The sequence below is a fragment of the Pseudarthrobacter chlorophenolicus A6 genome, assembly GCF_000022025.1.
Classification (GTDB): domain Bacteria; phylum Actinomycetota; class Actinomycetes; order Actinomycetales; family Micrococcaceae; genus Arthrobacter; species Arthrobacter chlorophenolicus.
This window is the reverse complement of record NC_011886.1, coordinates 2453176-2474396: the sequence shown is the minus strand read 5'-3', so window position 1 is coordinate 2474396 and position 21221 is coordinate 2453176. Positions and strand designations below refer to the sequence as shown.

The 21221-nt window shown below is 65.1% G+C and carries 23 protein-coding genes, 2 tRNA genes and 1 other RNA gene; 15 read left to right on the top strand and 11 right to left on the bottom strand.

Going from position 1 to position 21221, the window contains the following annotated elements; genetic code table 11:
* The first annotated feature begins 277 nt into the window (after window positions 1-277).
* From ACHL_RS11120 to ACHL_RS11100, 5 genes are all read left to right on the top strand, one after another.
* Complete coding sequence (locus tag ACHL_RS11120; protein WP_015937387.1) at window positions 278-697, top strand: DUF3052 domain-containing protein; 420 nt, start codon at window positions 278-280, stop codon at window positions 695-697.
* On the top strand, window positions 694-1188 hold the full coding sequence (locus ACHL_RS11115) for a peroxiredoxin (RefSeq protein ID WP_015937386.1): 495 nt from the start codon (window positions 694-696) through the stop codon (window positions 1186-1188). The genes ACHL_RS11120 and ACHL_RS11115 overlap by 4 nt, the downstream gene beginning before the upstream one ends.
* A gap of 5 nt (window positions 1189-1193) precedes the next feature.
* The gene (locus ACHL_RS11110) at window positions 1194-2114 is read left to right on the top strand and encodes a Sir2 family NAD-dependent protein deacetylase (RefSeq protein ID WP_015937385.1); all 921 of its coding nucleotides are present in this window, start codon (window positions 1194-1196) and stop codon (window positions 2112-2114) included.
* Window positions 2115-2229: 115 nt separating this feature from the next.
* Window positions 2230-2305 (top strand) — tRNA-Val (locus tag ACHL_RS11105).
* A gap of 122 nt (window positions 2306-2427) precedes the next feature.
* The gene (locus tag ACHL_RS11100; RefSeq protein ID WP_015937384.1) at window positions 2428-2718 is read left to right on the top strand and encodes a hypothetical protein; all 291 of its coding nucleotides are present in this window, start codon (window positions 2428-2430) and stop codon (window positions 2716-2718) included.
* Between the two features lie 186 nt (window positions 2719-2904).
* Here the strand turns inward: ACHL_RS11100 and ACHL_RS11095 are convergent, their stop codons facing one another.
* Window positions 2905-3630 (bottom strand): FadR/GntR family transcriptional regulator, encoded by a 726-nt coding sequence (locus ACHL_RS11095; protein ID WP_015937383.1) that lies wholly within the window; start codon window positions 3628-3630, stop codon window positions 2905-2907.
* Window positions 3631-3834: 204 nt separating this feature from the next.
* On the opposite strand from ACHL_RS11095, the gene gndA reads away from it, so the two are divergent.
* Entirely contained in the window at window positions 3835-5271 is a 1437-nt protein-coding gene (gene gndA / locus ACHL_RS11090) for an NADP-dependent phosphogluconate dehydrogenase (protein ID WP_015937382.1), read from the top strand.
* Window positions 5272-5389: 118 nt separating this feature from the next.
* Here the strand turns inward: gndA and epsC are convergent, their stop codons facing one another.
* The 3 genes from epsC to msrA all read right to left on the bottom strand — a co-directional run bounded on the left by epsC (window position 5390) and on the right by msrA (window position 7539).
* Window positions 5390-5974: a serine O-acetyltransferase EpsC gene (gene epsC / locus ACHL_RS11085; RefSeq protein ID WP_043793992.1), complete on the bottom strand. Its 585-nt coding sequence runs from the start codon at window positions 5972-5974 to the stop codon at window positions 5390-5392.
* Window positions 5975-6014: 40 nt separating this feature from the next.
* On the bottom strand, window positions 6015-6950 hold the full coding sequence (gene cysK, locus ACHL_RS11080; RefSeq protein WP_015937380.1) for a cysteine synthase A: 936 nt from the start codon (window positions 6948-6950) through the stop codon (window positions 6015-6017).
* A 64-nt stretch (window positions 6951-7014) separates the two neighbouring features.
* On the bottom strand, window positions 7015-7539 hold the full coding sequence (gene msrA / locus ACHL_RS11075) for a peptide-methionine (S)-S-oxide reductase MsrA (RefSeq protein ID WP_015937379.1): 525 nt from the start codon (window positions 7537-7539) through the stop codon (window positions 7015-7017).
* Window positions 7540-7642: 103 nt separating this feature from the next.
* On the opposite strand from msrA, the gene ACHL_RS11070 reads away from it, so the two are divergent.
* Window positions 7643-8566 carry a Nif3-like dinuclear metal center hexameric protein gene (locus ACHL_RS11070; protein WP_015937378.1) on the top strand — a complete coding sequence of 308 codons (924 nt, stop codon included), beginning with the start codon at window positions 7643-7645 and terminating at the stop codon, window positions 8564-8566.
* A 113-nt stretch (window positions 8567-8679) separates the two neighbouring features.
* Window positions 8680-9417, top strand: coding sequence for a zinc ribbon domain-containing protein (locus ACHL_RS11065; RefSeq protein ID WP_015937377.1), 738 nt, complete (start codon window positions 8680-8682; stop codon window positions 9415-9417).
* Between the two features lie 81 nt (window positions 9418-9498).
* Here the strand turns inward: ACHL_RS11065 and ACHL_RS11060 are convergent, their stop codons facing one another.
* Entirely contained in the window at window positions 9499-10263 is a 765-nt protein-coding gene (locus tag ACHL_RS11060; RefSeq protein WP_015937376.1) for a YaaA family protein, read from the bottom strand.
* 56 nt (window positions 10264-10319) lie between these two features.
* Here ACHL_RS11060 and rnpB point away from each other — a divergent pair.
* From rnpB to ACHL_RS11040, 5 genes are all read left to right on the top strand, one after another.
* Window positions 10320-10705, top strand: an RNA gene (gene rnpB / locus ACHL_RS23480) — RNase P RNA component class A.
* Between the two features lie 44 nt (window positions 10706-10749).
* On the top strand, window positions 10750-11292 hold the full coding sequence (locus ACHL_RS11055) for a TspO/MBR family protein (RefSeq protein ID WP_015937375.1): 543 nt from the start codon (window positions 10750-10752) through the stop codon (window positions 11290-11292).
* Window positions 11293-11531: 239 nt separating this feature from the next.
* Window positions 11532-13010, top strand: a complete 1479-nt coding sequence (locus ACHL_RS11050) for a glyceraldehyde-3-phosphate dehydrogenase (RefSeq protein WP_015937374.1) — start codon at window positions 11532-11534, stop codon at window positions 13008-13010.
* A 74-nt stretch (window positions 13011-13084) separates the two neighbouring features.
* Window positions 13085-13294, top strand: a complete 210-nt coding sequence (locus ACHL_RS11045) for a hypothetical protein (RefSeq protein ID WP_015937373.1) — start codon at window positions 13085-13087, stop codon at window positions 13292-13294.
* Window positions 13295-13407: 113 nt separating this feature from the next.
* Complete coding sequence (locus ACHL_RS11040; protein WP_043793986.1) at window positions 13408-14205, top strand: HNH endonuclease family protein; 798 nt, start codon at window positions 13408-13410, stop codon at window positions 14203-14205.
* 17 nt (window positions 14206-14222) lie between these two features.
* Here the strand turns inward: ACHL_RS11040 and def are convergent, their stop codons facing one another.
* The 3 genes from def to orn all read right to left on the bottom strand — a co-directional run bounded on the left by def (window position 14223) and on the right by orn (window position 15757).
* Window positions 14223-14795 (bottom strand): peptide deformylase, encoded by a 573-nt coding sequence (gene def, locus ACHL_RS11035; RefSeq protein WP_015937371.1) that lies wholly within the window; start codon window positions 14793-14795, stop codon window positions 14223-14225.
* Between the two features lie 133 nt (window positions 14796-14928).
* Window positions 14929-15001 (bottom strand) — tRNA-His (locus tag ACHL_RS11030).
* A gap of 129 nt (window positions 15002-15130) precedes the next feature.
* A complete protein-coding gene (orn, locus tag ACHL_RS11025; RefSeq protein WP_015937370.1) occupies window positions 15131-15757 on the bottom strand; it encodes an oligoribonuclease in 627 nt (208 codons plus the stop codon).
* 156 nt (window positions 15758-15913) lie between these two features.
* On the opposite strand from orn, the gene mptB reads away from it, so the two are divergent.
* Window positions 15914-17470 (top strand): polyprenol phosphomannose-dependent alpha 1,6 mannosyltransferase MptB, encoded by a 1557-nt coding sequence (gene mptB, locus ACHL_RS11020; protein WP_171908911.1) that lies wholly within the window; start codon window positions 15914-15916, stop codon window positions 17468-17470.
* Here mptB and ACHL_RS11015 read toward each other — a convergent pair.
* Window positions 17467-18180: a DNA alkylation repair protein gene (locus ACHL_RS11015; RefSeq protein WP_015937368.1), complete on the bottom strand. Its 714-nt coding sequence runs from the start codon at window positions 18178-18180 to the stop codon at window positions 17467-17469. The two genes, mptB and ACHL_RS11015, sit on opposite strands and share 4 nt — an antisense overlap.
* A 121-nt stretch (window positions 18181-18301) precedes the next feature.
* Here ACHL_RS11015 and ACHL_RS11010 point away from each other — a divergent pair, with 121 nt between their 5' ends.
* Window positions 18302-19201, top strand: a complete 900-nt coding sequence (locus ACHL_RS11010) for an aldose 1-epimerase family protein (protein WP_015937367.1) — start codon at window positions 18302-18304, stop codon at window positions 19199-19201.
* 61 nt (window positions 19202-19262) lie between these two features.
* Here the strand turns inward: ACHL_RS11010 and ACHL_RS11005 are convergent, their stop codons facing one another.
* Both ACHL_RS11005 and ACHL_RS11000 read right to left on the bottom strand, forming a co-directional pair.
* The gene (locus tag ACHL_RS11005) at window positions 19263-20039 is read right to left on the bottom strand and encodes an alpha/beta hydrolase (protein WP_015937366.1); all 777 of its coding nucleotides are present in this window, start codon (window positions 20037-20039) and stop codon (window positions 19263-19265) included.
* Entirely contained in the window at window positions 20039-21127 is a 1089-nt protein-coding gene (locus ACHL_RS11000; protein ID WP_015937365.1) for a LacI family DNA-binding transcriptional regulator, read from the bottom strand. The genes ACHL_RS11005 and ACHL_RS11000 overlap by 1 nt, the downstream gene beginning before the upstream one ends.
* Window positions 21128-21221 lie beyond the last annotated feature (94 nt).

The following is a 21221-nucleotide window of genomic DNA, read 5'->3' as shown; positions in this document are numbered from 1 at the left end:
TTACAAGGTTGTTGTCCTGCAGGCATAGTCGTCATCAGCCACTCTAACCGTCGGGGCAAGCCGATGCGTAGCCGCGGCTTGGGCGCGACAGTTGTATTTCGCCGTCATACTGGTTGTGTGACGATGGGCCGCTGCGACGCAGGCTGGAACCCCCGGTGTGACGCAGAATATGCGCAATTCCGGGTATGCCAGCTTGAAGCGCAGGCACAAAGGGTGTTGGCTTGGGAGTAATGGAAATCACTATGCAGATTGCATATCAAACGTATTGGAGGAACACGTGAGCGAGGCCGACGCCGCCACTTCGGTAAATGTGGCGGAAAAATTGGGTTTCAAAAATGGGGATCTGATTCAGGAGTTCGGTTACGACGACGACGTCGACTTCGACTTGCGTGACGACATCGAGGACCTCACCGGCGCAGACATGCTCGACGAGGATGACCATGAAGTGGCGGACGCCGTCATCTTCTGGTGGCGCGACGGCGACGGCGACCTGGTGGACAGCCTGATGGACTCACTGACCACCCTCAGCGAAAGCGGCGTGGTCTGGATCCTGACGCCAAAGTCAGGCCGCGACGGATACGTCTCGCCTGCTGATATCCAGGAAGCAGCGCCCACCGCCGGCCTGCACGTGACGACGTCGGCCGGGGTCTCCAAGGACTGGAGTGCAACAAGGCTGGTCAGCAGGAAGAACAAGTGACGCAAGCGCCTGCTGCTGCTGCTTCATCCCTGCTGGCGGCGGGCGATCCGGCGCCGGACTTTGAACTTTCCAACCAGTTTGGCGAACCGGTCCGGCTGTCGTCGTTCCGCGGCCAGAACGTTGTCCTGGTCTTCTACCCGTTTGCCTTTTCCGGCATCTGCACGGGCGAACTCTGCGAGATCAGGGACAACCTTGCCTCGTTCGAGGACTCGAATGCCACCGTCCTGGCCGTTTCTGTCGACAGCAAGTTCAGCCTCCGGGCCTACGCCGGGCAGGAAGGTTACAGCTTCGACCTGCTCGCCGACTTCTGGCCACACGGCGGCGTTGCCCGCACTTACGGTGTCTTTGATGAAGACAGCGGCATGGCGAGACGCGGTACTTTCATCATCGACGCCGGCGGCGTCATCCGGTACACCGTGGTAAATCCCCGCGGCCAGGCACGCGACTTTTCCGCCTACCGCACAGCGCTGGCCGGGCTGGAACAGGCCTGACGGCAGTGGAGAAGCCGCGGCACGGGGTTGGACTCACCGGGTTCGCCAGCATGCCGCGCGTCGAGCCGGCCCACCCATCGAGCCGGGAACTTGAGGCCCTGGGCCGTATACGCGACCTCCTGTCCGGAGCGCCGTTCGCCCTGCTCACGGGGGCGGGCCTGAGCACTGATTCCGGAATTCCCGACTACCGTGGTCCGGGGTCCCCGCCACGCTCACCCATGACCTACCAGGAATTTGTCAGGGACCCGGCCAACAGGCAGCGGTACTGGGCACGGAACCACATCGGCTGGTCCCATCTGCGGCATGCCGATCCGAACCATGGACACCTCGCAGCGGCAGAGCTTGAGCGCCGGGGATACCTGACAGGCCTCATCACGCAGAATGTGGACCGGCTCCACGAGGACGCGGGAAGTACCAACGTGGTGGACCTCCACGGCCGGTATGACCAAGTGGTCTGCCTCGATTGCGGGCGTACCTACTCCCGCGGGCTCCTCGCCGGCATGTTGGGTGAGCTCAACCAGGGGTTCCTGGAGCAGGCCGAGAAATCCGGCCTCGTGGAGATGGCCCCTGATGCGGACGCCACGGTGGAAGACCTGGGCCTGATCAGCAGCTTCGTCGTGGCCGTCTGCCCGGCATGTGGAGGGACGCTGAAGCCGGACTTCGTGTACTTCGGCGAGAACGTGCCCAAGGACCGTGTGGAGCGTTCCTATGCGATCGTGGATGAGGCGGCGGCCCTGCTGGTGGCGGGCTCATCCCTGACCGTGATGAGCGGCCTGCGTTTTGTTCGCCACGCAGCCAAGGGCGGCAAGCCGGTAGTTATCATCAACCGGGGCGAGACGCGGGGGGATGACAAAGCCACCATCAAGCTTGAAGCGGGAGTGAGCGAGTCACTGAGGTGGTTGGCGCAGCATCTTTCGCCCCTCTGACCGGCAGGAAACCCCCGGAAGCCGGGTCCGGATCCCGATTCGCGTTTAGCCGCCCGTGTCAGGTAGAGTCTATGTTCGTTGGTTTGCGGCTTATCGAAAGCATTCCAATTGGCAAGGGTCTTTAGCTCAGCTGGTAGAGCGCCACGTTTACACCGTGGATGTCATCGGTTCGATCCCGGTAGGACCCACCAAAAACCCGCCTGGCGTGCTTTACAAAGAACGCCAGGCGGGTTTTTTCTTGCCCTTTTTCAGGGATACTGCCGCCGGGATTTTCCCGGAGCGCGTTGTCAGACCCACGCCATAACGTACAGGCATGGAACACGTGATCGTCCGTGACGAGGGCAATGGAATACCCGCATCGGTGGTTTGCCGCGGCCGTGAGTGGCTGGTGGGCGCCGAGCCGGTGAGATGGTTCGAACGGGTCAACTGGTGGGAAACCAACCGCAGGATGCCCCGGGGCCGCAGCAGGGTGGACGTAGAAATCCTGCAGGTCCAGGTGCGCCTGGGAAGGAACGCCGGCTCAGCGCTGACCACCATGCTGCTTGAGCGCGACGGGCTCGGCGGAGGATGGCGGCTGCGGGATGCCGTTGCGGATGCCGCCTAGGGGCTTTTGGCAGGCACTGGGCCACTTCCGGGCATTGGAAAACCCTCCACCGCGACTATTGGGGGATGCCGCGGTGGAGGGCCTGAGATGAATATACAGTGAAGTTCCGGAAACAAGAAGTTGTTCGTGGATGTGTGTCGCGGGGGAGTGGAAGATAGCGCCGGACTGTTGTCGGCTGTCCGGGGTTCAGCGCTTGACCGGGATGAAAACCCGTGGCTGTTCGGTCCAGGAATCGGACATCTGCGACATCGTCCTGCGCATGATGTGGTCGGAGGCCTCGCGGGCAGCAGCTGCGTCGCCCCTGGAGATTGCTTCGGCCACATCCACGTGCCACTGCAGGGCGGCTTCGTGCGGATGGTCGGGCATGAGGCCGTGGACAGTGCGTCCCGTCAGCGTCTCTGCCACCTGGCCCATCAGGTTGGCGAACATCTCGTTGCCGGAGCCGGAAAGCAGCAGTGAGTGGAAGTGAATGTCGAGCTCGAGGAAGCGGGGCACGTCACCCTTGTTGCCGGCGTCGCGCATGGCGTAGGCCACGTCAACCAATTCCAGGCGCAGCGGAGCGGGGGCATTCTGGGCCGCCAGCTCGGCCGCAACGGGTTCTACTGCCGCGCGGAGCTCGGCCAGTGACCGCAGCTGGGCGCCACGGGCGTTGCCTGCCAGCCGCCAGCGGATGACTTGCGGATCGAACGGATTCCACCGGCTGGCGGGCAGGACGCGGATGCCCACCCGTTTGGTGGTCTCCACCAGTCCCAGGGACTGCAGCACCCGGACAGCCTCCCGGATCACCGAGCGGGAAACCTTCAGTTCGACTTCGAGCTGTTCTGCAAGCATGAGGTGGCCTGCGGGCAATTCTCCCGAGATGATGCGGGTGCCAAGGTTTTCGATGGCACGGTGGTGCAGGCTGCTTGTCATGCTGCAAGCCTAGTGCGCAGCAGCACGAGGCCATGCTCCGGGGATGGACCGCGGCGGGCCCGGTCTGGTCCACTGGATGGGCGTTACTTCCCTGTGACCCGAAGAATATATATGCTTTATTCCGACAGCTTGATCAGCGCAGCGCCATCCCGCGCGGGACAGGCCTGCCGCACTTTCCGTCGTACGCAATGAATTGGAGTTTTGATGTCTGCACACATCGGTGTCACCGGCCTCGCGGTGATGGGCGCCAACCTGGCCCGCAACCTGGCCCGCAACGGCTTCACCGTGGCCCTGCACAACCGGTCCGTGGAAAAGACGGATACCCTGCTGGAAAAGTACGGTACTGAAGGCGACTTCATCCGCACCGAGACCCTGCAGGAGCTCGTGGATTCGCTGGAGAAGCCCCGCCGGGTGCTGATCATGGTCAAGGCCGGCAAGCCGGTCGACTCGGTCATCGAGCAGCTTGAGCCGCTTCTGGAAGCGGGCGACATCATCATTGACGCCGGTAACTCGCACTACGAGGACACCCGCCGCCGGGAAGCAGCACTGGCCAAGAAGGACCTGCACTTCGTGGGCGTCGGCGTGTCCGGCGGTGAGGAGGGCGCGCTGAACGGCCCGTCCATCATGCCCGGCGGATCCAAAGAGTCCTACAAGGCCCTCGGCCCCCTCCTTGAGAAGATTTCCGCCAAGGTGGACGGCGAGCCCTGCTGCGCCTGGGTCGGCACCGACGGCGCCGGCCACTTCGTCAAGATGGTCCACAACGGCATTGAGTACGCCGACATGCAGGTTATCGGCGAGGCCTTCGACCTGCTCCGCTCCGGTGCAGGTATCGAGCCCGCCGAACAGTCGAAGATCTTCACGGAATGGAACAAGGGCGACCTCTCCTCCTTCCTGATCGAGATTTCCGCTGAGGTCCTGGGGCACGTGGACGCCAAGACCGGCAAGCCCTTCGTCGATGTCGTCGTGGACGCTGCCGGCCAGAAGGGTACCGGCCGCTGGACTGTCATTTCCGCACTGGAACTGGGTTCGCCGGTGTCCGGCATCGCCGAATCCGTCTTCGCCCGCGCACTGTCCTCACAGGCAGGCCAGCGCAAGCTGGGCCAGGAACTCCTCGAGGGCGGCGAATCCGCCGTCGAAATTCCGGAGACCTTCGTCGAAGACGTCCGCCAGGCGCTCTACGCCTCCAAGCTCGTCTCCTACGCCCAGGGCCTGGACATGCTGACGTCCGCCGCCAAGGAATACGGCTGGGACCTGAAGCTGGACGAGATCGCCTCGCTCTGGCGTGCCGGCTGCATCATCCGCGCAGAACTCCTCAAGGACATCACCAAGGCTTACGCCGCCGACGAGAAGCCCGCCAACCTGCTGTTTGCACCGGCCTTCACCAAGGCCATCGCGGACGCACTGCCGGCGTGGCGCCGCGTGGTGGCCACCGCTGTGCAGCTCGGCATCCCGGTGCCCGTCTTTTCGTCCTCGCTGGCCTACTACGATGGCCTGCGCCGCAAGCGCGTTGCTGCAGCCCTTATCCAGGGCCAGCGCGACCTCTTCGGTGCCCACACCTACGGCCGCGTGGACGCCGAAGGTACGTTCCACACCCTCTGGGGCGAAGACAAGTCAGAGATCGAAGCGGTAGACACCCACTAGCATCCGCTGACACAACGCAAAAGGCGGGCAGTTTCAGGGAAATCCTGGAACTGCCCGCCTTTTATGTGCCGCCGGCCATGGTGCGCCCAGCATTCCCGGGCGTACCCCGGGCCGGACCTTAGATGCGGTATTCGATGTCGTACTCGGCGGGGTCGACGGCAGGTTTGGTCTCCCGCTGCGCGTCACGGTGCCGCCATTTGGCAGGCACGCCCGTGACGATCGACTCCGGCGGAGCGTCCTTGACCACCACTGCGTTGGCGCCTACAGCGCTGTCCCGGCCGATGGTGATGGGGCCGAGGATTTTGGCGCCGGCGCCGATGGTCACGCGGTCACCGATGGTGGGGTGCCGCTTGATCCGGGCCAGCGAACGGCCGCCCAGCGTGACACCGTGGTAGATCATGACGTCCTCACCGATTTCGGCGGTTTCGCCGATGACCACGCCCATGCCGTGATCGATGAAGAACCGACGCCCGATGGTGGCGCCGGGATGGATTTCGATTCCGGTGGTGAACCGGCCCAGCTGCGAAATGAGCCGGGCGGGAAAACGCAGCGCCGGGTTCTGCCACAGGCGGTGCGTCAGCCGGTGGATCCAGATGGCGTGCAGGCCGGAATAGGCGAAAAAGTTCTCGAGGGAGCCCCGAGCCGCCGGGTCGTGCGACCGGGCGGCGTCGAGGTCCTCTTTTAGTCTTGCGAAAAAGCCCACAAAGTTCTTTCTACAGGAAACGGGCGACTGCGCGGTCTGATCAGCCGCGGATGTCGTCATAGAGGACCGTGGAGATGTAACGCTCTCCGAAGTCGCAGACGACCGCAACGATCAGCTTGCCGGCGTTTTCGGGGCGCTTGGCCAGCTCCAGGGCTGCCCAGACGATGGCGCCGGACGAGATGCCGCCCAGGATGCCTTCCTTCACGCCGAGCTCGCGGGCCACCCGGACGGAGTCCTCGAGGGGTGCGTCGATGACCTCGTCGTAGACGTTGGTGTCCAGGAGCTCCGGGATGAAGTTGGCACCCAGACCCTGGATCTTGTGCGGGCCCGGGGCGCCGCCGTTGAGGATGGGGGAATCTTTGGGTTCCACGGCCACGATCTGCACGCCGGGCTTGCGCTCCTTCAGGACCTGCCCGACGCCGGTGATGGTGCCGCCGGTGCCCACGCCGGCGACGAAGATGTCCACGGCGCCGTCGGTGTCGGCCCAGACTTCCTCGGCCGTGGTGTCACGGTGAATCTGCGGGTTGGCGTCATTGGCGAACTGCTGGGCCCAGATGGAGTTTTCGGTGTTGGCCACGATTTCCTGGGCCTTTTCGACTGCGCCGCGCATGCCCTCGGAACCGGGCGTGAGGACGATCTCGGCGCCGAAGGCGCGGAGCATGACACGGCGTTCCGTGGACATGGTTTCGGGCATGGTGAGGATGACCTTGTAGCCGCGTGCTGCGCCGACCATGGCCAGGGCGATTCCGGTGTTGCCGGAGGTGCCTTCGACGATGGTGCCGCCCGGCTTCAGCGTACCGGACTTTTCGGCAGCGTCGATGATGGCCACACCGATGCGGTCCTTCACACTGTTGGCCGGGTTGTAGAACTCAAGCTTTACGGCAACGGTGGCACCCAGCCCCTCGCTGAGCCGGTTCAGCCTGACCAAGGGGGTGCGGCCTACCAGCTGCGTTACGTCGTCATAAATCCGTGCCATGTAGATACGCCTATCTGTGAGGGGTGAATACTGAGGTCAGCCTAACGAGGCCGCGTAATGCTGGCTAAGCGTTAAGCCATGCAGAGTAATATTTCCTGGCCTTGGCGAGTTTGGGGTTGATGATGACCTGGCAGTAGCCCTGCTCGGGATGCTTTGCGTAGTAGTCCTGATGGAACTCCTCGGCAACATGGAACCGGGGGAGGCGGCTGACCTCGGTGACGATCGGGTGGCTCCACAAGGCCTGGTTCCGGTCGATGGCTTCCTCGAACAGGATCTTCTCCTCGGTGGTTTCGTAGAACATCGAGGAGCGGTACTGGGTTCCCACGTCGTAACCCTGCCGGTTCAGCGTGGTGGGGTCGTGCAGGGCGAAGAACATGTCCAGGATGACCTCGGCGGGGATGATCTCCTCATCGAAGGTCACAGCCACCACTTCGGCGTGACCGGTGGTGCCGCTGCAGACTGAGTAGTAGTCAGGGTACGGATCGTGGCCGCCCGTGTAGCCGGACACCACCGCCGTGACACCCTTTGTTTTCTGGTAGACGGCGTCGAGGCACCAGAAGCAGCCTCCGCCGAGAACAAAAGTTTTCATGACCTCTTCAATGGTTGGCAGCGCCGGATGATTCCCCGGCGCTTCCCGCGTCGCACCGGGCAGCATGCCTGCGCCTGCCGGGCGATGGGGTAAAACTAAGACTATGGAACCTGTGGACACCGACGTTACCGGTCCGGACGAGCACGACGGCGACGCCCCCTTCGCCGGGCAGGCCGGCGGGGTGCCGGACGGGGCTCCCACCCTCGGCGACCTGCTGCTTGCGGTGGAGGAGCTGTGGCCTGAATCCCTGGCCGAAGGCTGGGACGAGGTGGGCCTCGTGGCGGGGCACCCTGCGGCGCCGGTCACCAAGGTGATGTTCGCCGTCGATCCCACGCTGGAGGTGATCGAGGAAGCCGTCGATTGGGGCGCCGAACTTCTGATCACCCATCATCCGCTGCTCCTTAAAGGCGTTACGTCCGTCGCGGCCACCACCCCCAAAGGCCGTGCGGTCCACCGGCTCATCGAGTCCGGAACAGCCCTGCTGACGGTCCACACTAATGGTGATTCCGCCGTCGGGGGTGTGTCCGATGTGCTGGCGGACGCGCTGGGCCTTCAGGATGTTGCCCCGCTGACCGTGGCGGCCAACGGGTTGCCGGAGGAAGGTATTGGGCGCGTGGGAGACCTCGAGGACGCCATGACCCTGGGCGACTTTGCGGCCAGGGTGTTCGGCATCCTGCCGTCCGTAGCCGGGGGAGTGCGCGTCTCCGGTGACAAGGACGGCCTGGTCCGGCGGATCGCGGTGTGCGGCGGCGCGGGGGACTCGCTGTTCAACGAAGTCCGGGCCAGCAACGCCGACGTCTATGTCACTGCCGACCTGCGGCACCATCCGGCTTCGGAGGCGCGGGAAGCCGCCCTGAACGGGCGCCCTTACCTGGTGGACGTATCCCACTTCGCCAGCGAATGGCTCTGGCTGCCGGCCGCTGCGGCAGCTTTGGGCAACGTCCTCGCCGATCAGGGGCACGACGTCGAAATCCAGGTCAGTGCCACCAACAGCGATCCCTGGGATTTCATCCTTACTCCGGGCTGACGCGCCGCGCACCCGTGAAGTCCGTCGAGGCAGGGACACCGGCCAGGCGCTAGAGTCGAGGAAGCGCCGGTAAGGTGCCCGGCCGTGGCCGGAGGGATCAAGCGGAGGTTACAGTGGCGAAGGCAGCACCGGCGGAACAGATCAAGTTGCTCGACCTGCAAGGCCTGGATGCAAAGCTCAAGGCCCTGGCCAGCCGCCGCCGCTCGCTGGAGAACGATCCCCGCATCAAGGACCTTGAGGCTGCGCTCTCCGTGGCCAGCGGCGAACTTGGTGCCGCAAAAGTTGCCGTGCACGATGCCGAAGCCGAGTTGAAGCGGGCCGAGGCGGACGTTGAACAGGTGGCCACACGCATTGAGCGGGACGAAGCGCGCCTGAACAGCGGCACGGGACTGTCCAAGGACCTGGTGGCACTCCAGAAGGACATCGCTTCGCTCAACAGAAGGCGTTCGGACCTCGAAGACGTGGAGCTGGAAGTCCTGGAACGCCTTGACACACTGCGTGAGCGGCAGGCTGCCCAGCAGCAGATCGTGGACGATATCCAGGGCTCGTTCGGCAGCATCCGCGCGGAACTGGACAAGGAGCTCGCCGCCGTCGACGCGGAGGCTGCAGACGTGCGGGGCAAGCGCACTGAGTTTGCCGCAGGACTGGACGCCGGAATGCTGGCCATCTATGAGAAGACCCTGGCCAAACGCGGCGTGGGCGCTGCCCGGCTGTTCCATGGGACCTCAGAGGCCTCGGGCATGAAGCTGAGCCCCGGCGACCTCGCGGAGATCACCGCCGCTTCCGGAGACGACATCGTTTTTTGCCCCGACTCAGGTGCCATCCTGGTCCGTTCGGAGGAGTGGGCCTGACCCACGTACGCAGCTCCTGGCGCCGATTTGCCCGGCCACAACGGCGCGTGGCGCTACCGTGTTGGGCCGGGCAGGAGAGCCTTAGCCCGGCAGGATGATGTTCAGCGCATGCGGCTTGCGGGCCGTTCCGGGCACGAGCTCTGCAGTCCACCGCTCCTGGGCGGCCTTCAGCAGCCCGGCAGGCGTCGACGGCGCCTTGCCCCGGCGCGAGAGCAGGTGGCGGGCCAGCTCGCCCCGGGTGTGCTTGGCAAAGTGGCTGACGACTTTACGCACACCGCCGGCTTCGGTGAAAACGTTCACGGAAACCGTCTGTCCTGCCGGGGGAGCCCACGCGGCAGCGTAGGTGCTGGACCTGCAGTCCACCAGCAGCTGGTCCTCCACGACGGAGGCGAGGGCCTCGGAAAGCTGCGGCTTCCAGAACGTGGCGAGGCGTCCGACGTCGGGCAGTGCCGTGCCCATGGACAGCCGGTAGGCGGGCACGGAGTCGCCAAAGCGGATGGCGCCCCACAGGGCCGATACCACCAGTACCGATTCGTCAGCCTTTCGGCGTTGGGCCGGCGTCATGGTCCGGTAGCCAAGGGCGTCGTAGAGGACGCCGGTGTAGATACGGTGCGCAGGGGCCGCCGGTTCAGCGTGCAGCCGCGTATTGCGTACGACGTCGTCACGCAGCGATGCGCCCACGCCCAGGAGGTCGAGGGCGTCCTCGTGGGCACTCACGGTTCCCAGCGCCTCCAGCACCTTCGCCCGCGCAGGGTTGAGGCCGGGAAAGGCCAAAGACGACCAATCGACGGCGGCACCGTTGACCGCGGGGGTCTTTCCTTCGGAGGGGGGAAGCAGAATCAGCACCGTCCGATCCTACCGGCGGCAGCAGCGGCCGCCGGCGCCGGTAGACTGGAAGCGGATGGGACAGCCAGGCGGCCGCGCGTCACGAAAGTGGCTCGAGGAACGTCCGGGCTCCACAGGGCAGGGTGGTGGGTAACGCCCACTCGGGGTAACCCGCAGGCAAGTGCCACAGAGAATAGACCGCCTGCGTTTTCCGTTTTCGGAAAGCGGCAGGTAAGGGTGAAACGGTGGTGTAAGAGACCACCAGCTTCCCGGGTGACCGGGAAGGCTAGGTAAACCCCACCCGGAGCAAGGCCAGACAGGGCACGTTTGAGGGCTGCCCGCCCGAGTGTCCGGGTAGGCCGCTAGAGGGTGCCGGCAACGGTACCCGTAGATGGATGGCCGTCGCCCCCGTGACGGCAACGGCACGGGGGAACAGAACCCGGCGTATCGGTTGTCCCATCCGCACAACCGGTTTGACCTTGGAAGATGTGTTGGGGATCCTGAACCGTGCCCGCAATTACCGATCCGCAGCCGGCCGGCCGGCCTGCCGGCCCCCTGGCCCGCAACCTGCCCACGCAGGTCCTGGGCCTGCTGGCGTTCCTTGCCCTCTCCGTCACGGCCTGGGCGTTGGCCACGGTTCCGATCCTGCTGAACATGCACGGCTGGTTCGCGGCTTCCGTACAGGCACCCTGGATGCCGCCGCAGTGGATGTTCCGCTCCGTGTGGCTGACTCTGTACGCCAGTATCGCTGTTGCCGCCTGGCTGGTCTGGCGGAAAGGTGCGCTCACCGGCGGCACCATGGCCGGCTACCTGGTCCAGCTTGTGCTCAATGCCGCCTGGCCGCTGAGCTACTTCGGCCTCTACCCCCTGCTGGGCCCGGGCGCGCTGTGGGCCGCGCTGGCGGTGCTCACCGCGCTGGCCGGGTGCCTCGTGTTCCTGATCCTGCGGTTTGGCCCGGTGAACGGCCTGGCCGGGCTGCTGGTGCTGCCCTACTTCTCCTGGGTGCTTTTCTCCTGCAGCCTAAACCTTTACGCGGCGCTCCATAACTGACCTCCGTGTGAGTGATTTCACGCCCGGCGGGCCTGTTCCCGGGGCCGCGCCAAATTAGAATGGATTCCGGACGTAGGGGTTCTTCCGCTGGAATTGCGTTCGCATCCGGCGGTTTTTCTTTGCACACGATCCAGGCGCCTGGGGGCCGAACCCCGCAGGCGTGGATGCCCCTGGACATCATCAGGTGGCCTACATCCGCATACGAGGACGTATGCGGCTGAACCGAGGAAGGTATTTCTGTGAGCCAGACGTCAGATTCTTGTCTTGATACGTGGATGGGCCGCGAGGCCCTCGCCGAGGCCATGATTCCGGTGATCGGCCGGCTGTACCGCGAAAATAACGTGGTCACGAGCATCCACGGCCGGAGCCTGATCAACAAGTCCACCATGAACATCCTCAAGGCACACCGCTTCGCCCGCCGGATGAGCAAGGACGAACTCCTCCTGGAGGAGACCGCACCCCTGCTGAACACCCTGGCCGGGCTGGAGCTCGGCGCCGCGGCCATCGACATCGCCAGGCTCAACCAGAAGTTCAAGGAAGAGGGCAACGGCGCCACCCTTGAAGAGTTCCTTCGCTCCGAGCTGGCCGACATCGTGGGTAAACGGGGCGGCGACGACCGCACCAGCACCGACGTCGTCCTGTACGGTTTCGGCCGCATTGGCCGGCTCCTCGCCCGCCTGCTGGTCGAAAAGGCCGGAGGTGGCCACGGCCTGCGCCTGCGTGCCATCGTGGTGCGCCGCGGCTCCGACAACGACCTGCTGAAGCGGGCCAGCCTGCTGCGCCGCGACTCCGTGCACGGCTCCTTCGAAGGCACCATCCGCGTCGACGAGGAAGCCAACACCATCACGGCCAACGGCGTGCGGATCCAGGTCATCTACTCGAACGATCCCGCCACCATCGACTACACGGCCTACGGCATCAACAACGCCCTGGTGGTAGACAACACCGGACGCTGGCGCGACGCCGAAGGCCTGTCCCAGCACCTGCAGAGCAAGGGTGCCGCCCGCGTCCTGCTGACCGCGCCGGGCAAGGGCGAGCTGAAGAACATCGTGCACGGCATCAACCACGGCACCATTGAGGACACCGACACGATTGTCTCTGCGGCGTCCTGCACCACCAACGCCATCACGCCCGTGCTGAAGGCCCTCAACGACAAGTTCGGCGTGATCCACGGCCACGTTGAGACGGTCCACTCGTTTACCAACGACCAGAACCTGATCGACAACTTCCACAAGGGCGACCGCCGGGGCCGTTCCGCCGCCCTGAACATGGTGATCACGGAAACCGGAGCAGCCAAGGCAGTTGCCAAGGCCCTGCCGGAGCTGCTTGGCAAGCTCACCGGCAGCTCCATCCGCGTCCCCACCCCCGATGTATCACTGGCCATCCTGAACCTGAGCCTGGAGAACGGGACCACCAAGGACGAGGTCAACAACTACCTCCGCGAGATGTCGCTGCACTCGGACCTGCGCAAGCAGATTGACTACATCGATTCCCCTGAGGTCGTTTCGACTGACTTCGTCGGTTCCCGCCGCGCCGGCATCGTGGACGGACTCGCAACGGTCTCCACCGATAAGAACCTGGTGGTCTACGTCTGGTACGACAACGAATTCGGCTACAGCTGCCAGGTGGTCCGGGTCATGGAGGAAATGGCCGGAGTAAACCCGCCGTCCTTCCCGGCCAAGGAGAGCGCGAAAGCCCTGGCGGCCATCGCCGTCTGACGTTAACTGTTCCTTTGGGTGAATTCCCGGCTGGTTCTCTGGAATCAGCCGGGAATCAGGCCCACACTTGGGGGATGGAAAACGATCAGACCCTTGAACACGAAACCACGCTGGAGCACGCCTTTGACGTAGCCAAGGCCAACCACAAGGAAGCGCTCCGGTTGCTGGACCGCGCCCGGGCCGCCCATGCTTCGGGCGACGTCACCGCTGAACGGGTGCAGCAGCTTGAAAGCCTTCTGGCCGTCGCCGAGGAGGACCTCCAGCGGGTGTCACGGGAGTTGTAGCCATGACGGCGTGACCCTTCACCCGTCCTGCACACTGTGGATATCCGGGGGCGGCGGTTCCGTGTGACCTAGGCTCATGGGGTGCTCCACTCCCGCCTTCGATTCGCAGTCCGGTGACCGTCAGCTGGTCCGCCTACCGGCGGGCGCGACGCCGTTCCCGGCAGGCCTGGGCTCTGTTGACTGTGGCCGGTGCTGGACTCCTGGGGCTCCTGGGCTGGTTCTTTACGGCGGGGCAATTTGAAATGGCCGCACCCGGGGCAGAGGGCCCCACGGCGGCTCCCGTCTTTGACGCTGCGTGGATGAAGCCGGTTACAGCGGTCCATCCGGTGCCACCGGGCTCAGCCGCGGACGCGCTGGAGGCCCTTCCCGTTAGGGGCCGTGCTGCCAAGGACAATTACACCCGCGAAGCTTTCGGGCAGGCCTGGCTGGACGCTGACCGCAACGGCTGCGACACGCGCAATGACATCCTCCGCCGGGACCTGGCCGGCGCTGTGTTTGCGGAGGGCTCAAAGTGCCGCATCTCTGCAGGACATTTCCAGGAGCCCTACACGGGAAAGCCCATTGAGTTCCGCCGCGGCCAGGAGAGCAGCGCGGCCGTCCAGATCGATCACGTGGTGGCCCTCTCCGACGCGTGGCAGAAGGGCGCACAGGCCCTTACCCCGCGCCAGCGGCAGAACCTGGCGAATGATCCCCTGAACCTGATCGCTGCAGACGGCCCGAGCAACCAGCAAAAGGGTGCGGGTGACGCCGCCACGTGGCTTCCGAAGAACAAGTCCATCAGGTGCCATTACGTAGCGCGGCAGGTGTCCGTCAAAGCGGCGTACGGGCTGTGGGTGACGGAGGCCGAGAAGGACGCCATAAAGCGCGTTCTGGACTCGTGCCCCGGGCAGCAGACCATCAGGACGACCTGAGGCAGTTTACCGCTTGCTCAGTGCCCGAACGGGTCCGGGTCCACGCCCGGCAGCCAAGTCAGGCCTGGAACGCCCCACCCGTTCTTCTTTGCCGTTTTCTTGGCCTTGCGCGCGTACCTGTCCATCAGGCGGTTGACGTACAGCTTGCCGTCCAGGTGGTCGTATTCATGCTGGATGACCCTGGCAAACCATCCGGTAGCTTCGAACTTCACGGGCTGGCCGTTTCCATCAAAGCCTTCCACCCGTGCCCACTCGGCGCGTTTAAGCGGGTACTGGTCGCCGGGAAAGGACAGGCACCCTTCCTCTTCCTCATCGGGGTCGGGAGCAGCTCCGGAGATCTTTGAAAGTGTTAGGACAGGGTTGACCACCACTCCGCTGGCGGGCGCGTCGTCGTCGTTCGCGTACTTGTAGACGAAGATTCTCTTGCCCACCCCTACCTGCGGTGCTGCCAGCCCCACGCCGTTGGCGGCATCATTGGTCTCAAACATGTCCGCAATCAGGGTGCGCAGCTCGTCGTCGAAAACTTCCACTTCGGAAGCCCGGCGGTGCAGCACGGGTTCGCCCCAGATGGTGATGGGCAGGACGGTCATCTTCGCTTTCCTTCGGCTTGCGGCCCCGCAGCGGGCGCAGGGCGGTGATGAAAAGAGGTGGTAAAGACAAAGGAGGCCGCACCGGAATAATCCGATGCGGCCTCCTTTGGACGGCTGAATACCGTCCGGTGAGGGTGAGCGACGGGGGTTGAACCCGCGACCTCCTGGACCACAACCAGGCGCTCTGCCAACTGAGCTACGCCCACCATGTGCCCCGCAGTATGACCGGCTTCCCGGCCCTCTGGAAAGGCAACTCAAATAGCTTACCTGCTCTTTGGGGGTGCTTTGTCCACTTTTGGCATTTTCAGTGAAAAATCCTCTAAACGTGGCGCAAATTACTTTTCTGGAAGGGCCGGTTCGGTGCTGGTGATGCGCCGGGCGATCTTCTGGGCGGTTGCACTGTCCGGCCCGGGTGCTGGTACGAAGACGGCGTCCCGGTAGTAGCGGAGTTCGTCGATGGAGTCGCGGATGTCACCCAGGGCGCGGTGGCCGCCCTTCTTGGCCGGGGACTGGAAGTATGCCCGGGCGAACCAGCGGCGCGACAGTTCCTTGATGGTACTGACGTCGATGACGCGGTAGTGCAGGTGTTCAACGATTGCCGGCATGTCCCTGGACAGGAAGACCCGGTCCGTTCCCACCGAGTTGCCGCCCAGCGGTGCCTTCCGCGGCTCCGGTACCCATTCAGCGATGTACTCCATGACTGCCGCTTCCGCCTCGGCCATGGTCTTGCCTGACGGAAGTTCCTTGAGGAGTCCTGATTTCGTGTGCATGTCCCGGACGAAGTCGTTCATCTGGGCGACGGCGGCGTCGTCGGGTTTGATGACGACGTCGACCCCCTCGCCGAGGATGTTCAACTCGGAGTCGGTGACTAGCGCAGCCACCTCGATCAGGGCGTCGTTCTTGATGTCCAGACCGGTCATTTCGCAGTCAATCCAGACGATTCTTTCGTTTGTTATAGGCACCGGACCAGCCTACCGTTACACCTCCCGCCAACCGGCCGGTGCTAGGATTCCGAGTACGTGGCGGGTCATCCCGCTGCGTGGAATCGCGCCCCGGACAGGCCCTGCGGCCGGCGGGGGCGGCCTGCGAAAACGCACAACGATTGGACTACCCCTGATATGACGGCGCCTTTGCCCGCGGCGGGCGGAATGGCTGCCGCTGCACCGGCCGTCACCGGCGGTGCCGAGATGGACGATCCCCGTTCGCCGATCCTTGCAGGCTTTGTTGGCTCCATGTTCATGCTGGCCGGATCCCTGGGCGTCGGCTGGCTGGCGCCCGTCTCCGAACTGCGCAGAATCCCCCTCTTCATCTGGATGCGCGCTGAGGCCGCCGGGGTTGCACTGTCCATCATCCTCCTGGCCGTGGGCGGCATGCTCCTGGTGCGGGCCTGGCTGCGGCTGGGCCAGAAGGTCCATGTGTGGGGCGCGCAGGCACGCAGCGCCACGCATAAGGCGATCCTGGCATGGGGCCTGCCCATGGTGGTGTGCGTCCCGCTGTTCAGCCGGGACGTTTACGCCTACATCGGCCAGGGGCGGCTCATGGTCGAAGGCTTCAACCCGTACGAAAACGGTATCTCGGCCCTGTCCAATTATTTCCAGCTGGGCGCAGACAAAATGTGGACCGAGGCTCCGGTTCCTTACGGCCAGCTGTTCCTGTGGATCGAGCAGTTCGTGGTGTGGTCCACAAATGTCCAGCCCGAAGCCAGCGTGATGCTGTTCCGCCTGGTGGCGGTAGCGGGGGTGGTGCTGTGCGTCATCTACGTGCCGAAGCTTGCCGAGCTGCATGGCGTCAACCCGCACCGGGCGCTCTGGTTGACGGCCGCCAACCCGCTGTTCCTGACCAACTTCATTGCCAGCGTCCACAACGATTCCCTCATGATCGGCCTGGCCCTCGCCGGTCTGTACTACTGCGCCACACGCCGGGTGGTGCGCGGTATTGTCCTGGTGACACTGTCCATCGCGGTCAAGCCCATCACCATCGTCTTCCTGCCTTTCATCGGCCTGCTTTGGGCCGGACAGAATGCCGGCTGGGTCCGCAAGTTTGCCTTCTGGGCGCTGACCGCCGGCATCAGCCTCGGCCTCCTGGTTCTGATGGGCCTGGTGAACGGTTTCGGATTCGGGTGGATTAGCGGGCTCTCCGCCCCCGGCAGCATTGCCATCTGGTACGCCCCGGTTGGCCTGATCGGGATGATCGTGGGCTCACTGGCCAATTCGTTTGGCCTGGACGGCAGTGTCTTCGCAGGGTGGGTGTTCAACGCCGGAAAGCTCCTGGCGGTGGGCATTGTGGCCTGGCTGATCCTGCGGGGCGACTACGACCGGCTGATGCGGCGGCTTACGCTCGGATTCGCTGCCATCGTCCTGCTGGCCCCCATCATCCAGTCCTGGTACGTGGTGTGGCTCATTCCGCTCTTTGCCGTCACCGGCATCCGCAACGACTGGCAGGTCAAAGCCCTCTACTTTGTGGTGTCCTTCTTCATGATCTACGCCATTTCGGACCAGCTTGAAGTCTTTCCGTACCTGCAGGCCGATGACCTGGGCTTCGCGCTGACCCTGGCCCGGGTCGCGGCGGCCGTGACAGGCCTGCTGTTCGGCCTCTACCTGATCTTCTGGGATCCCTCGACGAAGCGGCTGTTCCGCAAGTCCGGCGACCTGGTTGTTGAACGCCCGGTAATCTAGCGGCCCGCAGCCCGGCCGTTGAGCCGGCGCAGGGCTTCCCGCCGCGACAGGGGGCTGATGACGGCCGAGTGCTTTGCCACAAAAGCCGCCACCCAGTCCGGGGACGTTTTGGCATACTCCCGCAACGCCCATCCGATGGCCTTCCGGACGAAGAATTCCCCGTCCCCCAGGTTGGGTTCGATGACTGCGGCCAGCAGCCCGGTGTCCGTGGCGGCCGCGGCCTTCAGCTGGGCGATGATGGAGGCCCGCCTGAACCAGAAGTCCTCATCGGCACTCCAGGCGTGCAGCACCGCAGTCATTTCCTCGCGGTGGGCCTGAAGCAGGCCGAAGATGCGCCCCGAAATACCATCCACGAAGTCCCACCAGGCACCGGTACGGATGATTTCCTCGTAGACCGGCAGCATGTGCAGGTCCCGGGACACCATCCTGTTCGCGGTCAAATCAATGGCGGCGTACCGCTCTTCGCGTACTTCGGAGTGGCGCCACAGATCGAGGACGGTGGCACGCAGTTCCTCTCCGGACCGGAACGGGGCCGCCGCGGCTGCGTTCTTCGCGATCCGGCGAACTTCAGGCACCCGGACTCCCAGCGAGGGCAGGCTCGACCTCATGTACGCCTGCGCGCCCGCTGCCCGGACTGGATCGGCATGTTCCCGCAGTTCAGACCGGATTGCAGCGAGCACTTCGGTGTTGGAAGTTGCGGGGCTGTCCATGAGGCAACCTTAGACAGCGTGCCAGGCCTCCGCAGCCCATGGCTCCGCAGGAGCACCCCACGGGACGGATGAGTTAGGCTAGTGAGCGCTAACAACAAGTTTAGATGTCTGGAGTTACGCCATGTCCGGCCCGGAATGCCAGATCGCGTTTGGCCCCTACACCGCCACCGTTACCTCCCGGGGCGCCGCCCTGCGGAACCTGCGGCAGCAGGACCGCGACCTGGTAGTGGGCTTCGGGCCCGACGGGGGCATTCCCGACTACCGTGGGGTGATCTGCGCACCCTGGCCCAACCGGCTGGCCGACGGTACCTACAACTACCTCGGAAAGCCATACGCGGCGCCCGTCAATGAGCCGGAGCGGAAAGCGGCCCTCCACGGCCTTGTCACCGACCTGCGCTGGGACGTCGAAGAAGCCGGGCCGTCCTCGGTGACGCTCGCCTGCCGGATCGAAGCTTCCCCGGGCTATCCCGGGAGCCTCACCCTGACAGTGCGCTATTTGCTCAGCGAAGACGGCCTGCACTCTACGGTCCACGCCCGGAATACGGGCACGGTCCCGGCACCATACGGTGTGTGCCCGCATCCCTACCTCGTGGCCGGCCCTTCACCGCTGGATGACTGGCAGCTGGAACTCCCGGCGGAAGAGTACCTGGATGTCACACCCGACCGGCTCCTGCCCATCGGCATGCAGTCCGTGGAAAACCATGCCTTCGACTTCCGCAGCCCGCGCCCGCTGGGATCTGTGAAGATCGACCACGCCTTTACCGGCCTCACCCGGAATCCCAGCGGAGTGGCCTGCGTCAGGGTGCTCGATCCGGCCGGGACAGGCGTCGAACTGGAATGGGGTCCGGAGTGGCCGTGGGTCCAGGTCCACACGGCCGACAAACCTGTGGGCCCTGACCGTCTGGGGCTGGCCGTGGAACCCATGACCTGCCCGCCGGACGCATTCAATTCGGGCGCTGATCTGATCCATCTGCAGCCAGGCGGAACGCACTCGGGCTCCTGGACCATCCGGGCACTCTGACCGCGGGCGACCTGACAGGGGGACAGCTCGGCTGCCGGGGCCCGGCACCTCCGCCGACCGGTCAGCGCGCCGCTGCCGCGGGATGTGGAGCGGCTGACTGGCCGGCGTACGTCCAGCCGGCGCGCGCCAGCCAGGCCGAGCAAAGAGCCGGCCACTGCTCAGCGCCCGGCGCGCCGGAGGCGAGGCCGATGCCGTGCCGGCCGTGGGGGAACACGTGGAGTTCCGCTGGTACACCGGAGTCGAAAAGCGCCTGCGCGTAGCCCATGCTGTGGCTGACGGGAACCGCTGCGTCGTCGGCCGTGTGCCACAGGAACGCCGGCGGGGTCCGGGGGGTCACCTGCCGGTCCGCGGAAAGAGCCGACAGCAGTTCCGGTGAGGGTGCGTCGCCCACAAGGTTGTCCACCGACCCCTGGTGCACGTCCCGGGTCAACGAGACCACGGGGTAGCACAGCACTGCCAGGTCAGGCACGGAGCCGGGGACATCGAGGGCCGGAACGCCGGTGGAAACCGCCGTCGACAGTGTTGCAGCGAGGTGGCCTCCCGCCGAGAACCCCAGCACCCCGATCCGTTCCGGGTCCACCGCCAGGCCATGGGCGCCGCTGCGGATGTACAGCATGGCTTCCTTGGCGTCCGCCAGGGGAGCGGGGTGCCGGTGGGGAGCTACGCGGTAGCGCAGGACAAATGCGTGAATGCCCAGCGAGGCGAGCCATTCGGCCACGGGTTCGGCCTCATGGTCGGCCTGGCGCGCATAGCCGCCGCCGGGCAGGACCAGCACGGCGGGCCGCATCCCGCCATCGTGTCGACTGGCAGGAACTGAGGTCAGGCCGTTCGGCGCCATCAGTCCGCAGTCTCCGTGCTGCGGCGCAGCATGACTTTGCCCGCCACCGGAAGCGGTGCGTAATCCTGTTCGTCGCCGTCGGCCGCGGGTGGGGCAGTGGCCCTGGTGGCGAGCCGGCCAATCTCCTCCAGCGGCAGGCTGACAGTGGAAAGTGCGGGCCTGAAATCGCGCAGTGTCTCAATGTCGTCGAAGCCGGCGATCCGCGCGTCGCGCGGTATCCGCAGCCCTTCTGCCCGTAAGGCGGCGGCCGCCCCGATGGCCATGACGTCGTTGACAGCGAAAATACCCAACCCGGTGCCTGCGGGCCGGCCCCTTTCGCCCGTTCCGCCGGCCTTGATCCGCGCAGCCAGCTTGATGCCGGCGTCGTATCCTCCGGACCGGTTGAAGGAGCTCCGAAGGACCTCGGCGGGGCCGCGGCCTGCCCGGCTGAGCCCTTCCTGGAAGCCGCGGATCCGGTCATCGGAGGTGAAGAGCCCTTCCGGGCCGCCGATGATGACGAAGTCGCCGTCCCAGCCGGCGGCAAGTTCCACGGCCAGGTCTGCGGCAAGTTCCTGGTTGGGGACCGACACCACGTGGTAACCCTCCGGGGCGGCGGCGCCCACTACAGGGTGTCCCACTACAGCGACCTGCCCTCCGTTGCGGCAGTAGCGGTCCAGCTCAGCAGCCAGTTCAGCGTTCTGGTCCCCGTCTTCAGCCCGCGACGAGCGCGAGCCCGCGATCACGATCGAGTCGGCGCGCCGTGCAGCGAAGGCGGCAACTGCTTCCTTTTCCTCCCCGGGTGCCCCGTCCGTGGTGGCCAGCAGCACCATTCGGCGCTGTTCCCGCGCAGCTTCCTGGACGCCCCTGGCTATCGCTGCGAAGTAGGGGTCCGCGATGTCGTGGACTATCAGGCCAATCAGGCCGGAACTCGACTTTGCCAGCCCCTGCGCCTGCGCGTTGGGAATGTAGCCCAGTGAGTCTGCCGCCTGGCGGACGCGCTCGGCGATGTCCTTGCCTGGCTTGCGCGCGGAGCCGTTGAGGACGCGGGAGGCGGTGGCGGGAGACACCCCGGCAAGCCGGGCCACCTCGGTGAGGGTACTAGCAGCCACAGCAGCTCCTGGACGTCGGGGAAGTTAACGGTCACCACATTATGGCAGTTGAAAGTTCTTCCGGAAAGCGCTTGCCAACTCCGGCGCGAGCGGT